Origin of the sequence: Sphingobacterium paucimobilis HER1398, assembly GCF_000416985.1 — a bacterium.
Classification (GTDB): Bacteria; Bacteroidota; Bacteroidia; order Sphingobacteriales; family Sphingobacteriaceae; genus Sphingobacterium; species Sphingobacterium paucimobilis.
The window spans coordinates 116,193-131,674 of sequence record NZ_ATDL01000016.1 but is presented as its reverse complement, the minus strand read 5'-3'; the positions used below and the strand labels follow the sequence as shown (position 1 = coordinate 131,674).

Below are 15,482 nucleotides of genomic sequence, written 5' to 3'. Positions count from 1 at the left end.
GACAGATGAAGTCAATTTTCTTTTTAGTAGCATTAATCACCTTAACCAGTACACACTCCACCCTTGCACAACGCAAAGGCTATTGGCAGCAACACGTCGACTACAAAATAGATGTCGATGTCGACGAAAAAAACTATCAATACGATGGGACTATGACCCTCAAGTACACCAACAATTCGGGGCAGCCCTTATCGAAAGTATACTTCCATCTCTACTTCAACGCTTTTCAACCAGGGAGCATGATGGATTACAGACTATCTAACATTGCCGATCCAGACAGCAGGATGACGACAAACATAGGCACCAAGGAGAACCCGAAATGGGAAAGTCGTATCGCTAAACTTACCCCAGAACAAATCGGTTACCAAAAGATCAAGACCGTGTCTATGAATGGAAAAAGCACCGATTTCAAGACAGATGGGACATTGTTAGAAGTCACACTTCCAGAAGCGATAGCAGACGGAACAACAGCTTCCTTTGAACTGATATGGACTGCCCAGGTCCCTGAGCAAATCAGACGAACAGGACGAAACTCTAAAGAAGGGGTCGCTCTTTCTATGGCTCAATGGTACCCCAAGATGGCACACTTTGATGAATTCGGATGGCACCTAGATGAGTATGTAGCTCGAGAGTTTGTTGCCCCTTTTGGAAATTTTGATGTATCCATACACTTAAACAAAAACTATATAGTCGGTGCATCTGGTGTACTACAGAACCCAAGCGAAGTAAAAGGCTATCAGCACAAAGCAAAAATCAAGACGGAAAACAATAAAACGACCTGGCATTATAAGGCTGAAAACATACACGATTTCGTATGGGCTGCTGATCCAAAATTTGTTGTCGATTCGACTAAAAACAAAAATGGAACAACACTTTACACCGTCTACATTCCTACCAATGACTCTATCGTAGCGAACTGGAAACAAGCACTGGGCCTTGCTGCTGATTTTTTTGACATGTGTGGTCAAAAGTTCGGCCCGTACCCATGGCCTACATACACCATCATCCAAGGAGGTGATGGCGGAATGGAATATGGAACTGCAACCTTAGTAACCGGAGGCAGAAATATAAAAAGCCTCGTCGGTGTGATCTTCCACGAGGCGGCCCACTCTTGGTATCAACATCTTTTAGGAATCAATGAAACCGTAGACGAATGGTTTGACGAAGGTTTTACCAGCTATGTAGAAGAGCTTGGCATGCAGCAACTTTTCTATAAAAAGGGAGCCCTGGAAACGAACCCAATGATAGACGCCTATCGTGCTTACTATAAATTGGCCTTATCAGGAAAAGAAGAGCCAATGAGTCTCCTTGCCGATTACTACAACACCAATTACGGCTATAGCAACCAAGCGTATAACAAAGGAGCCGTACTGGCGGAGCAACTTGGCTATATCATAGGAAAATCGAATTTAGATAAGACATTTTTGAAATTCTATGATATATGGAAATTCAAACACCCCACACCCAATGATTTCAAACGAGTTGCAGAGGACATCTCAGGGATCAATCTTAAATGGTACTTCAACCTGTTCGTCAACACCACACGACATATCGATTACGGCATCCAACAGGCAACAGCCGATCATGTTACCCTGCAGAACAAATCGAATCTCGCTATGCCGATAGATGTACTGATTGAATATGAGGATGGCACTAAAGAACTATTTTATATCCCTCTGCGAGAGATGCGTGGCGAAAAACCGGCTGAAGACTATACTATTTATCAAAATGTAAAGAGAACTATTCTGGAAGATTGGAATTGGACCGTACCAACATACACGTTTCCTGTATCCAAAGTACCTTCCAAAATATGGATAGATCCGACACAACGTCTTGCAGACATCGAGTCGAGCGACAATTACTATGAGCGCAAATGATATATTTCCACATTCCATTCTGCAAACAGGCATGTCACTATTGTGATTTCCATTTCACAACCTCATTAAAGTACAAAGAAGATTTACTGCTAGCTCTGCATAAAGAGCTAGCAGTTCGTTCCCATTATATAGAAGACAGACGAATACATTCCATCTATTTCGGAGGGGGGACACCGTCGATCCTAGAAGCTTCAGAGATACAACAGATCATTGATCAAGTCGCCCGTCATTTCGATATAGATTCGCAGGCAGAAATCACAATGGAAGCAAATCCGGACGATCTTACTTCAGAAAAAACAAATGCACTAAGACAAACTTCAATCAATAGGTTTAGTATCGGTATTCAATCCTTTTTCGAAGAAGATCTCTTGTGGATGAATAGAGCACACAATGCGCAAGAAGCCGACACCGCAATCAAAAGAGTCCAAGATGCAGGTTTCGAAAATATAACCTGCGATCTTATCTATGGGTACCCTCTACTGTCCGATGAGAAGTGGTCGAGCAATATGAACAAGCTCATACAACTGGAAGTACCCCATATCTCCTCTTATGCGATGACCGTCGAACAGCGAACAGCACTGGCCCATCAAATCAAATCCGGAAAGACACCTGCTATTTTAGACGAGCAGGCTGAAGTGCAGATGCAGATGCTTATGGAAACACTGACATCACACGGATATGAGCACTATGAGATTTCTAATTTTGCAAAAAACGGACGCTATGCGATACATAACACCAACTATTGGAAAGGTAAACACTATTTAGGCATCGGGCCCTCAGCACATTCGTACAACGGTGTATCACGCAGTTGGAATATCGCCAACAACGCAAAATACATGGCCGCCCTACAGGACAACACCTCCTACCAAGAGGTTGAACAGCTCACCTTATTAGATTCCTACAATGAATATATCATGACTTCACTGCGAACCATGTGGGGAGTAGAACTTCGAGAGATAGAAGAACGCTTTGGAACAGATTTACAGTCACATTTTGTACGTGAAATTGCATTATTCGTCGAACAACAAAAAGTCCAATCAGAACCTAATGGCTCCTATAAACTGACGCGCGAAGGCAAACTATTCGCAGATTTTATAGCCTCAGAGCTTTTTTTCGTACCAAAATAATGCACCGACAGCTTTTCAAGGTCTTAAATAAGCGCACTTATTTTAAATAATCCGCAACAAAACAGGATTAATAATAAGAAAATAAAAAAGGAAAACCCTAAAAGCATTTCATTTTTATCAATTCTTCAAAATCTTTCGCTCTTTCCCTTTTTATTCCCCTATTTTTGTCCCATAAAGTTATAGCAAAAATTATGGTACAAAAATCGACTTTTGAGTCTGAAATCAAAAGTTACAAAAGCAAACAGAACGCGGCTGTTAAACTGGTACAGATTGTCAGCAATCTATGGTACAATCACTCTATTGAATTAGTCTTCTTCAGAAATCAACTTTTCGATCGTAGAGTAAGTCGTATTCTCACCTTGCATCAAGAATCTAAGGCTCTCTCCGATAGTCCAATCAGTATTTTTGAAACATTGCAGATAGCGGAATCTATGCAGCATTTAAAGCTGGCACCTTCCCGTTTAGATATCGGCAAGCTAGCTTTAGAAGTCCGGAATCAAAATATAGAAGAAGAAAACATTCTATACTTTATCAAGAAGGAACTACTTTCCGCACAAGAGCACAAATCCTTTGCACCAAAAGATGTTGTGCTATATGGTTTCGGCAGGATAGGACGCCTACTCGCACGTGAACTAATCAGCAAAGCTGGTGCTGGGCATCAATTACGCCTCCGTGCTATTGTGACGCGTGATAATGTTGACCTCAAAACGTTGCAAAAAAGAGCAACACTACTTCAAAATGACTCTATCCATGGAGATTTTGAAGGTGTAGTCGAAGTCGACGAAACAAAAGAAGCATTAATCATAAACGGAGCAACCGTCTATATCATATCCGCAAAAAATCCAGAAGAAATCGATTATACCAAGTATGGTATCGAGCATGCATTGGTCATCGACAACACAGGAGCATTTAGGGATAACGAAGAGTTAGCAAGACATCTTACCGCCAAAGGAGCGTCCCAGGTTCTACTGACAGCTCCAGGCAAAGGCGTACCCAATATTGTATACGGCGTCAACAATGACATGATCGATTTGGAAAATACAACGATCTTTTCTGCCGCTTCATGTACCACCAATGCCATCTCTCCAATTTTGGAAGTCATCCAACGTACACTAGGCATCAAACACGGCCATATAGAGACCATACACTCGTATACCAATGATCAAAACTTAGTGGACAACATGCATAAAAAGACCAGAAGAGGTCGTGCAGCAGCACTGAATATGGTTATCACAGAAACTGGAGCAGGCTCTGCCGTTGCAAAAGTATTGCCCGAACTGGCCGGGAAACTGACTTCCAATGCCATACGTGTACCCGTTCCTAATGGATCACTGGCAATTTTAAATCTTGAACTTAACAAAAAAACAAGTGTAGAGGAACTCAACAATATTCTAAAGGAAAGCGCCCTATATGGCAGTCTTGTAGAGCAGATCAAATTTTCAGACAATGTCGAACTGGTCTCCTCCGATATTATAGGTACTTCCGCCGCTTCTGTTGTGGATGCCCCAGCAACCATAGTTTCAGCAGATGGTAAGCATGTCAATCTGTATGTATGGTATGATAATGAATATGGCTACACACATCAAGTCATGCGTCTTGCACGACATATCGCAGGAGTAAGAAGATATACTTACTACTAAGTCAATTACGTCCAATTTTCAATTTTTTAATAAATCGAGGCTGTCCTTTGGGGCAGCCTCTTCTTTTTAGAGAGACTTCGTCAAAAGCCCTTCTGTCTCCAGATACTTCATAATAATCTGGGTAGCGCCAGCACGTTGTTTCACATAATCCAATGCTGCAGTCCCTATTTCACATCTTTTCTCTACATCTTGGAGCGCCACAAACACCTCCTGCAACTCAGCATCATTAGAAATAGAAAAACCTATCATTAAAGTAACCAGATCCACAGCTTCCTGAAACTTCTCGTATTTCGGGCCGAAGATAACCGGCTTACCATAAGCTACAGCTTCTAATGTATTGTGGATACCCGCTCCAAAACCACCTCCAATATAAGCGACATCTGCATAATGGTACAACGAAGACAACATACCTATGTTATCAATGACCAACACCCTGGCCTCACGCACCTCCTCCAAACGATAAGCGGAAAATTGGGAATAAAGGATACTTTTTGGAAACAACTTCTTAATCTCAGCAATATGCGCATCATGTATTTCGTGCGGAGCCAAGATCAAGCGCCACTTTTCTGCTTTTATAATCAATTGCTGTAAGAGCTCTTCATCCCTTTGCCAAGTACTTCCAGCAACAACTGCATACTGTCCGTTCAGGAAAGCGGACACAATAGGATTTTCCTGATGCACTTTTGGGAGCTCTACCACTCTATCAAAACGCGTATCCCCAGCTAGCCCTGCATTGGTAATACCAATCCATTTCAGCATATGGACAGAATCCATATTCTGTGTAAAGAAAAATGCAACTTTCTTCAAAATATCCCTATAGAAACCTCCATAAGGTTTAAAAAAAAGTTGCTGTTCTCTGAAAATTGCAGAAATCATCAATAATCGAATATCTTGCTTCTTCAGTTCGTTGAAATAGTGATACCAATATTCGTATTTCGTAAAAACCGCAAACTTTGGCTGAATAGCCTCAATAAAACGGCGAGCATTATGCTTGGTATCTACCGGGAGATAAAACACATACTCCGCCAGATTCGTATTTTTCCTTATTTCAAATCCCGATGGGGAGAAGAATGTTATTATAATTTTTTCCTGTGGAAAACTTTTTTTTATCTGCTCCAAGACAGACCGTCCTTGCTCAAACTCGCCCAGAGAAGCAAAATGGAACCATATATAACGATGACCCTTTTCAATCGTTTGTTCTATCTCAGCTACCCCGCCTTTTCGACCATCTATCCATAGCTTGGCTTTGGGGTGAAATAACGAAACAACCCGCAAAAGCAAGGTATAAAGTCCAATCCCCAAGTCGTACAACAATCGCATATTGTGAAATAATACTTATCTTCGTCAAAGATATTAAACCTTTTCTAATTCGAAACAACGTGCAGGTGAACGTGCGAAAAAGAATACTGATAACAGGGGCAGCTGGTTTTTTGGGGTCCCATCTTTGTGACCGCTTTATACAAGAAGGATTCCATGTCATTGCCATGGACAATCTGATAACAGGCAGCCTTCATAACATAGAACATCTATTTGGTCTAGAAAACTTTGATTTCCTACACCATGATGTATCTAAGTTCGTCCATGTCCCTGGACCACTGGACTATATACTGCACTTTGCTTCACCTGCGAGCCCTATCGATTATTTACGTATACCGATACAGACCCTCAAGGTCGGATCCCTGGGCACACACAATCTCCTGGGCTTGGCAAAAGACAAGAAAGCGCGTATTCTTGTCGCTTCCACCTCGGAAGTATATGGAGACCCCTTGGTATCTCCTCAATCCGAACAGTATTGGGGCAATGTCAACCCTGTAGGCCCTCGCGGTGTCTATGATGAAGCGAAGAGATTCCAAGAAGCCATTACGATGGCTTATCACAACTTCCACGGACTAGACACCCGTATTGTACGCATATTTAACACATACGGTCCCCGCATGCGCCCCAATGATGGCCGGGCATTGCCCTCTTTTATTGGCCAGGCACTCCGAGGAGAAGATATTACCGTATTCGGAACTGGAGAACAGACCCGTTCGTTTTGTTACATATCGGATCAGGTGGAAGGAATTTATAGGCTTTTATTCTCCCCCTACACCTATCCTATGAACATAGGCAATCCAGAGGAGCTCACTATATTGAATCTGGCTCAGAAAATCATAAGCCTGACGGGAAGTAGCTCTAAAATAAAACTTGAACCCCTTCCAGAAGACGATCCAAAACGCCGCCGTCCAGACATTGATCTAGCAACCACAATCTTGGATTGGAAACCAAAAATAAGCCTCGAAGCGGGCCTTATCAAATCGATAAAATATTTTAAAGACCTTTACGCTATAGAAAACACAAATCAAAACATATGAACAAAATATTAGTAACAGGAGGTACGGGATATATAGGTTCTCACACCGTGGTCGAGCTTTTCAACTCCGGATATACTCCTGTCATTGTAGACAACCTCTCCAATTCGAACATCAAAATTCTAGATCAGATTGAACGTATCGTCGGTGTACGTCCAGAGTTTCACCAGCTTGATCTTTGTAATGAAAGTAAAACACGGGAATTCGTGCGCAGCCAATCCGGAATAACTGGCGTTATACACTTTGCTGCATCCAAGGCCGTAGGAGAGTCTGTTGCAGATCCACTGAAATACTATCACAACAATTTTTTCTCCTTACTCAATCTGCTAAATTCCTATAGAGATACACCCGTGAATTTTGTTTTCTCTTCGAGTTGTACGGTGTACGGTGAGCCCGACACACTGCCAGTCACAGAAAGTGCACCTGTAAAGAAAGCAACTTCACCCTATGGCAATACCAAACAGATAGCAGAAGAAATACTGTCAGAGACAGCACTCGCTTATGACAACTACAATATTATCGCCCTGCGTTATTTCAATCCAGTCGGTGCACATGACTCCGCACTGATCGGTGAGCTGCCCAACGGAGTACCACAGAATTTACTTCCATTTATCACCCAGACAGCCATTGGAAAACGTGAAAAATTAACCGTATTTGGCAACGACTACGATACCCCTGATGGATCTTGTATACGTGACTATATCCATGTTGTAGATCTTGCCAAAGCACACGTAGCAGCAATCAACCTATTGGAAAAAGGAAACCCCAACGGAAGATACGATGTTTTCAATATTGGTACAGGAAATGGTTATTCTGTATTAGAAGCTATTTCGGCGTTTGAAAAAGCTGCTGGACAAAAGTTAAACTATGCATTTGGTCCACGAAGAGAAGGTGATATCATAAAAGTTTGGGGCGATGTGTCCAAATCCTCTAAAGAACTCAACTGGACCGCCGAATTAGGTATAGACGAAATGATGGCTTCTGCATGGGCTTGGGAAAAATATCTAAAAGACAACCCTATTCTATAAAAATACGGTCCTCCTTTATAAGTATAGAAGGAGGACCGTATTTTATCCATATAATCTATTCCGGTTTCTCCCGTAAAAAAAATTCTTCTCTAAATTTAAATTGGGGTGTCAACCAGTACATCAGCACCACTCTTGAATAACGATAATTAAACGGAGCCATAATAAAGGCTGCCAGTATAGCTACCGTAAGGTACAGCCATGGAGACTCTAGATTATGTGTAAAAATATAGGTAGCAACGCAAGCTGTCACTAGTTCAGCAACAACAAAAGCATAACTCACATACATCGCTACGTAAAAATACCCGGGCTCTTTTTCAAACTTCAATCCACAGTGTGGACAGTGACTCTTCATCTTACGCGACTTGAAACTAAACAAAGGTGCATTAAACATATTTCCCTTCCGACAACGTGGGCACTTCCCATCTATTGCACTTTTAAATTCACCAGGAAAAGTATATTCTTTTGTTATTTCTTTATTATTTTCCATAATTATAATTTTTCTTTCTAAACTCTTCAGGAGTCATTCCTTCAATTTTTTTAAAGAACTTCGTAAAATAAGAATTATCATTGAAGTTCAATTCATAAGCAATCTCAGCTATTGAAAAATCTCGTATAACAAGCAGACGTTTTGCCTCCAAAATCACCCGATCCCGTATAACCTCCCCCGCCGACATCCCCAGCAACTCTTTACACAATGCATTTAGATGATTAGGTGTAATATACAACAAAGAAGCATAATCCTTAGGCAACCTGAGTTTTCTATAATTCAATTCTATAAGCTGTAAAAAATTTCTCAACAGCGTATGATTATATCGATTCGCTTCAAAAGTCGTATTACGTTCTCTTCCTGCCTCCAACAGATGAAACAAATACAGCAGCGAAGTGGAGATAAACCCTTTATCATTCTGATGATGACGCATTTTTTCCAATACATCCTCCACTATTTTCTGCTTATCTATATCGACAACAAAAACCTCGTCTTTTACGACTCCCGAAAAAAAAGAGAAATGGGATAAGTAGTCTGGATTTATCAGTAACGTCTTAAAAAGATCCTTATTGAAATTAACGACATACCCCTCCATATCTCCTTCAAAACTCCAGGTGTGAATTTGACCAGGAGACATAAAATAAATCTGCCAGGATTCAATATCAAAAGCTTCAAAATCGATAGTATGTTGTCCACTACCCGCAGTAAACAACAGAAAATGGTAAAAATTGTGTCGGTGCGGAAAAACCAGATTTTCATTACGCACCAAATAGTCGCTTAATTTTTCGACTGTGACATCATTATTCACCCCACTTGACACCGTGCATTGCTCAATTATAGGTACTCGCCCAACCATATACAAAAATACACTAATAACACCATTATCAATGGTGCAATCAAGCTATTAAATGGTACTTTTCAGTTATATAGCATATCCACCAGAAAACTATTGATGTATAGCCTGTTCAAATTCTCTAAAACGATCTCCCATTTTTTTCTTTAGCCGTTGTCTACTCTTTTTGACAGATTCTGTCGAAATCCCTAATAGATTAGAGATTTCTGTTACAGAGAGCCCCAGCTTGGTTAAAATGATATAACGCATATTAGAGTCCGTCAATTCTGGAAAATCATGCTTCAAGTTTAAATAAAAATTAGGATACTGGGCATCAAACGATCTCCTAAAGCTCGCCCAGTTTTCCTCTGTTAGAAGATGGGAGTCTAAAATCTCCTGCAACAATCCCTTTTCCTTTTCTAAATAATAAGATTTAGAATCATTAATTCGGTGAATCGTTCGTTGCAGATTATCTATTTGCTTGTTTTTTTCTGTGAGATACTCTTTATAGGCCCCTAATGTATCATTAGCTGTTGACAACTTCTTATCGACTGCAATTTTCTTTAACTGCAGCTCGACCACCATTTTTTCATACCTTAATTCCCGATTCCTTGACAAACGTTTGAAATAAGAAAAAACAATAAAAACCGCCAATATTACCAAGACGACCACACCACTCAGAACCACCCTTCTATAGCGCTCCACCTGATAATCAGACGCTAACCCCAACAATTCCCTTTGCTTTTTTTCTTTATCTACCTGCCATTTACTTTGCAGCAGCGTCATCTCACCATCCAAATCCGCTACCAGTCCCTCTAAGAGTTCCAACTTACGTCGTACTAACAATTCTTGCTGTTCATCCTTTTCCCGAAGTGCAATCTCCAATTTCAAGCGGCTTATTCTGAGGACATCCTTCTTCAGGTAAATCTTCGAATCAGCATATCGTTCTGCCTTGCTCAACATCTCCGAAGCCTGCGCAACACTATCCATCTTTAAAAGAATTTTAGCCTTCAGAATCTGAGCATACATCGTATTCTGAGCGCTATTGGCCGCCTCCGAGTAAAGTAAGTCCCTATCCACAAGAGATAGAGCCTCCTTATAGTTCCCCCGCCCCAGGTGTACCAAAGCTATATTCCCTAAAATTTTACCATATCTAACATAATCCTTAGCCTGCAGAGCTAAGGATTCTGCCTGCAAAAAACTCTCAAGCGCAGTACTGGTATCCCGATTATACAAATGGTATTGTCCCAGATTGTCCAGCAACATGCCGCGCTCCTGAGGTTCCAATATTGTCGCATATCGTTCCCCTTTCTCTAAATAAGAAATCGCATCTTCATAGTTTCCTATAGTGCCAAAAAAGAATCCTAATTTTTTAAAGGTATCCTCGGGTAAAATGACAGACTCTTCCCCCAACGTATCAATCAGAAAAGTTGCTTCCATAAACAGAGGCAAAGCTCTCTCCGCCTGCCTGAACGTATAAAAATAGTAAGCATAGCTAACTAGGCTCCATACTTTCATGATCTGTAAATTTTCCTTACTCGCAAGCTCTAGAGCTCTATCGTAGTAAGCCTCGCTATGAGGGTTTAAGCGATCATAATATTTTGCAGAGATATCGCCCAACACGCAATAGTAGGCAACCAAGCTAGATGAGTCCTTATTATCAGATTCGGTCACAGACCGCTTAAAATCTAGAGCCTCCAAACTATCGATCGCTAGACCCTGCGTTTTCGATTGAATAAACCTTACCAATGATTCGCTATACTCAACTTTTTCCCGTTTGCTCGAGAATCCGTTACACGAAGAAAACAGTGCTGCGATTAAAAAAAGTACAAAAAGATTAAATAGAAATATGTTACGCTGCATCCGTCTTTATTTTCAACATTATGCTACAAATAGGTTGGAATTTTATTTCATTCAAACATAGATAAAAAGCCTGTAATTCACGAATGGAGCCTAAAAAAAGTCAACATGCCAGCCTCTACTCTTACGAGCTTACTACTTTGAACAAGTTAATTTCATTTACATTCCTTAAATTTACGTCATGTCCTTACATCAAGACCCTGAACTCAAATCCGCTGTACTTAACCTTTCGCAAAAAGAGAAAGACAAACTTTTGGTACGCCTCATTAATAAAGACAAAATGCTACTGAAACAGCTGCATTATCAGCTCTTGGAGAATGAGGATGATCTCGAAGATAGAATTGAGAACTTAAAGAAAAACCTCGAGAGTCTATTTCAGGATACGATCCGAAAAGTGTCCAATAGCCCGACATTTGCCAATTACAAGGCTTTAAATAATATATTAAGACAGGCAAGTGGGTTGATCAACGAACATGAGAAAGTAACCAAAGACAAATTTAGCACCGTTGAATGTCGTCTTTTTATGCTCATTTATCCCTACCAAAACTACCCACTACTGTATGAGAAAAGCCCTATTCAGGCTGCGGGTAAACTGCATAAATATATAACAGCTCGCATCAAAACAACATTTAACAATATTGGTTCATTGCATGAAGACTTACAGTTTGATCTGCAGGAACAGACCTCTCTTTTAGAGGAAATAAAGGAAAGATTAGACAGTACCACATTTTAAACCTGTCAAAAATTCTTATTTTTACAAAAAATATTATTCCGTGGGTATCCAAGAAATCTTATCACAATACGCAAAAACAGAACAGCTAACTACATTTGTACAATCGCTTAGGCAGAAAAACCCAAAAATCCATTTAAAAGGATTGATTGGTTCAGCCGATGCAATAATAGCAGCTGCTGCATATGGAGAGGATGAAAGACCCTATGTATTTATTTTACCCACTCATGAAGATGCCTCTTACTTTTTGAGTGATCTAGAAAGTTTATTCGATCAGCAGATTCTATTCTTCCCGGCTTCTTACCGAAAAGCATTTGAATTCACACAGCTCGATAGCGCCCACGTCCTACAACGTGCCGAAACGTTGAGTTCATTAAATCGCAACACAGGACTCCCCAAGATGGTAGTGACCTATCCTGAGGCTATTGCTGAAAAAGTGATAAACCGTGCAGATCTCGAAAAAAACACACTCCCTATCACCCAAAACACCAAATTGGGCATAGATTTCATTAATGAATTCCTATATGAATATGATTTCGAACGTGTAGACTTTGTCTATGAACCGGGACAATTTGCTATCCGAGGAGGTATCGTAGATATCTTTTCCTTTTCCAATGATCTACCTTATCGGATTGAGTTTTTTGGAGATGAAATAGAAAGCATCCGAACTTTTGACATCGAAACTCAGTTATCCGTCAACAAGATACATACGGTGACAATTGTTCCCAACGTTCAAGCAAAATTCCTGGCGAACAACCACATATCCTTACTGGAATATATAGAGCAAGAAGCTGTGGTATGGATTAAAGACGTTCAATTCACACTAGACATTATATCCAATGGCTATAAAAAAGCTTCTCAATTTTGGAAAGCACTTTCTGAAACAGAAGTTAAAAACAACCCAGAATGGGTGGATCCTCGATTTACCTTTACCGATGACAAGAATTTCAGTGCCTTACTGTTTGAATTCCCCAATGTAGAATTTGGAAAACAATATTTTTTTAAAGCGGATCATATTATCCAATTTGACACCCATCCTCAACCTTCTTTCAATAAGGATTTCAACCTCCTGATACATAATTTCAAAGAAAATGAGCGTAAAAAAATAACGAATCTAATCTTCTCTGACTCTACCAAACAGATCGAGCGGATCTATGCCATCTTAGAAGATATAGACAAAAGTATCTCTTTCACCCCGATTTATAAGGGCCTTCGGGAGGGATTCCGGGATGACCAGACTCACTTGGCCTGCTATACAGATCACCAGATCTTCGATAGATACTACAAGTACAAACGAAAAAAGGGATACGAGCGTTCTCAGGCTATTACCCTAAAAGAACTGAGAGACTTAAAACCCGGAGATTACATAACTCACATCGACCACGGCGTAGGGAAATATGCAGGCCTTGAGAAAGTAGATGTAAATGGCAAATCTCAAGAAATGATACGCCTAGTCTACGCAGACAATGATTTGCTATATGTCAACATTAACTCCTTAAATCGGATTTCTAAATACTCAGGCAAAGAAGGTGCTATCCCAAAGATGAATAAACTAGGAACAGACACTTGGGATAAGCTTAAAAAAACAACGAAGAAAAAAGTTAAGGACATCGCTAGAGATCTCATCAAACTCTATGCGATTCGTAAGGCGCAGACTGGAAATGCATTCAGTCCAGACACCTACCTGCAGAAAGAGCTTGAAGCTTCCTTTATCTATGAAGACACCCCCGACCAAGAGAAGTCAACTGCAGATGTCAAACGGGACATGGAATCTCCTCACCCGATGGATCGGTTGGTGTGTGGGGATGTAGGGTTCGGTAAAACAGAAGTAGCTATTCGAGCAGCCTTTAAAGCTGTTGCAGACAGCAAACAGGTCGCCGTGTTGGTTCCTACAACCATCCTCGCTCTACAACATTATCGTACATTCTCTGAACGTCTGAAAGGACTTCCTGCCAACATAGATTACATCAACCGATTTAAAACAACGAAACAAATAAAAGAAACGTTAAAAAAACTGGAAGAAGGTAAAGTTGACATTATCATAGGTACACATCGACTTGTTAGTAAAGATGTAAAATTTAAGGATTTGGGACTTATGATTATTGACGAAGAGCAGAAATTTGGGGTATCCGTAAAAGAAAAGTTAAAAGTTATGCGAGCGAATGTCGATTCATTAACATTGACAGCTACCCCAATACCGCGCACATTACATTTTTCACTTATGGGCGCTCGAGATTTAAGCATCATCTCGACTCCCCCTCCGAACCGTCAGCCTGTACAGACGGAGTTGCACGTATTCAACGAAACCCTGATAAAAGAAGCCGTAGCCTATGAGTTAGAGCGTGGTGGACAGGTATTCTTTATACACAACCGGGTGGCGGATCTCAAACAATTAGGGGCTATGATTCAAAAACTAGTCCCTGGAGCCCGAGTTGGCGTTGCACACGGACAACTCGAAGGCGACGATCTAGAGGATGTAATGCTAAAATTTATCAATCATGATTTTGACGTATTGGTAGCAACGACCATCATCGAAGCAGGCTTGGACATCCCCAATGCCAATACAATTATCATCAACCACGCCCATATGTTTGGCTTGAGTGATCTGCACCAGATGAGAGGCCGTGTGGGACGATCCAATAAAAAAGCATTTTGTTACTTGCTCAGCCCTCCTCTTTCCACCCTGACACCAGAGGCTTATAAACGTCTATCCGCCATTGAAGAGTTCTCAGAGTTAGGATCAGGGTTCAACGTAGCAATGCGCGATCTCGATATACGAGGATCAGGTAATCTGTTGGGCGGTGAACAATCTGGCTTTATTGCAGAAATAGGATTCGAAATGTACAATAAGATTTTGGACGAAGCTGTACAAGAACTTAAAGAAGATGAATTTAGTGAGCTTTTCGAGGATGAACAAAATCGGAAATATGTGACATTTACGCAGATCGACACCGACCTGGAAGTAATGATACCGGACGAATATGTGACTAATATAAGCGAACGTTACAATCTATATAACGATATAGCCAAACTAGAAAATGAAACACAGCTGGGTACATTTATAAAAGCGCTAGAAGATAGATTCGGTCCTATTCCTCCTCCAGTATTCGAGCTATTTAATACGCTACGATTACAATGGCTTGGCAAAGAAATAGGTTTCGAAAAGATTTCATTTAAAAAGCAGACGCTCAAGGGGTATTTTGTCAACAATCCTAAATCCGCTTACTTTGAATCCAATCAGTTTGGTAAAGTATTGGCTTTTGTACAAAAGCACCCAAGCATCAGCAACTTAAAAGAAGTAAAGGGACAGTTAAGAATAGCACTGAGCAATATTAACACGATAGACTATGCGCTCAGTCTTTTAAGGGAAATGGTGTAATCAATTAACCCTGAAACAATAACAGCTAATATACTTGCCATGATATCATTCCAGTCGAATCGAATATTGTCCAACCAGACATTTATGACTTCATGGAAAACGGAGTAGCCTACAATAAACAAAGAGGCTCTTAGTCCATTATATCCGATCAAAATACGTGTAATAAAAATA

Annotated in this window: 11 protein-coding genes; 7 read left to right on the top strand and 4 right to left on the bottom strand. The window is 40.6% G+C overall.

Features of this window, described 5'->3' with window-relative positions; all coding sequences use genetic code 11:
- The first annotated feature begins 5 nt into the window (after nucleotides 1-5).
- The 3 genes from M472_RS37420 (at nucleotide 6) to M472_RS37410 (ending at nucleotide 4,644) form a co-directional block, all read left to right on the top strand.
- Nucleotides 6-1,877, top strand: a complete 1,872-nt coding sequence (locus M472_RS37420; protein WP_021071106.1) for a M1 family metallopeptidase — start codon at nucleotides 6-8, stop codon at nucleotides 1,875-1,877.
- Nucleotides 1,874-3,004, top strand: a complete 1,131-nt coding sequence (gene hemW / locus M472_RS37415) for a radical SAM family heme chaperone HemW (RefSeq protein ID WP_021071105.1) — start codon at nucleotides 1,874-1,876, stop codon at nucleotides 3,002-3,004. The genes M472_RS37420 and hemW overlap by 4 nt, the downstream gene beginning before the upstream one ends.
- Nucleotides 3,005-3,195: 191 nt before the next feature.
- Nucleotides 3,196-4,644, top strand: coding sequence for a glyceraldehyde-3-phosphate dehydrogenase (locus M472_RS37410; protein WP_021071104.1), 1,449 nt, complete (start codon nucleotides 3,196-3,198; stop codon nucleotides 4,642-4,644).
- A 66-nt stretch (nucleotides 4,645-4,710) separates the two neighbouring features.
- On the opposite strand, the gene M472_RS37405 is transcribed toward M472_RS37410, so the two are convergent.
- Nucleotides 4,711-5,964, bottom strand: coding sequence for a 3-deoxy-D-manno-octulosonic acid transferase (locus tag M472_RS37405; RefSeq protein WP_021071103.1), 1,254 nt, complete (start codon nucleotides 5,962-5,964; stop codon nucleotides 4,711-4,713).
- A 71-nt stretch (nucleotides 5,965-6,035) separates the two neighbouring features.
- Here M472_RS37405 and M472_RS37400 point away from each other — a divergent pair, with 71 nt between their 5' ends.
- Together M472_RS37400 and galE are read left to right on the top strand one after the other, a co-directional pair.
- A complete protein-coding gene (locus tag M472_RS37400) occupies nucleotides 6,036-6,998 on the top strand; it encodes a UDP-glucuronic acid decarboxylase family protein (RefSeq protein ID WP_031301865.1) in 963 nt (320 codons plus the stop codon).
- Nucleotides 6,995-8,023: a UDP-glucose 4-epimerase GalE gene (gene galE, locus M472_RS37395; protein WP_021071101.1), complete on the top strand. Its 1,029-nt coding sequence runs from the start codon at nucleotides 6,995-6,997 to the stop codon at nucleotides 8,021-8,023. Before M472_RS37400 ends, galE begins: the two co-directional genes overlap by 4 nt.
- A 55-nt stretch (nucleotides 8,024-8,078) precedes the next feature.
- Here galE and M472_RS37390 read toward each other — a convergent pair whose 3' ends face one another.
- From M472_RS37390 to M472_RS37380, 3 genes are all read right to left on the bottom strand, one after another.
- Nucleotides 8,079-8,510 (bottom strand): DUF983 domain-containing protein, encoded by a 432-nt coding sequence (locus M472_RS37390; protein ID WP_021071100.1) that lies wholly within the window; start codon nucleotides 8,508-8,510, stop codon nucleotides 8,079-8,081.
- Nucleotides 8,500-9,366, bottom strand: coding sequence for a helix-turn-helix domain-containing protein (locus M472_RS37385; RefSeq protein ID WP_021071099.1), 867 nt, complete (start codon nucleotides 9,364-9,366; stop codon nucleotides 8,500-8,502). The genes M472_RS37390 and M472_RS37385 overlap by 11 nt, the downstream gene beginning before the upstream one ends.
- A 90-nt stretch (nucleotides 9,367-9,456) precedes the next feature.
- On the bottom strand, nucleotides 9,457-11,205 hold the full coding sequence (locus M472_RS37380) for a hypothetical protein (protein WP_021071098.1): 1,749 nt from the start codon (nucleotides 11,203-11,205) through the stop codon (nucleotides 9,457-9,459).
- A 178-nt stretch (nucleotides 11,206-11,383) separates the two neighbouring features.
- Here M472_RS37380 and M472_RS37375 point away from each other — a divergent pair, with 178 nt between their 5' ends.
- Together M472_RS37375 and mfd are read left to right on the top strand one after the other, a co-directional pair.
- Complete coding sequence (locus tag M472_RS37375; protein ID WP_021071097.1) at nucleotides 11,384-11,935, top strand: hypothetical protein; 552 nt, start codon at nucleotides 11,384-11,386, stop codon at nucleotides 11,933-11,935.
- A gap of 40 nt (nucleotides 11,936-11,975) precedes the next feature.
- The gene (gene mfd, locus M472_RS37370) at nucleotides 11,976-15,311 is read left to right on the top strand and encodes a transcription-repair coupling factor (RefSeq protein WP_021071096.1); all 3,336 of its coding nucleotides are present in this window, start codon (nucleotides 11,976-11,978) and stop codon (nucleotides 15,309-15,311) included.
- The last annotated feature ends 171 nt before the right edge of the window (nucleotides 15,312-15,482 follow it).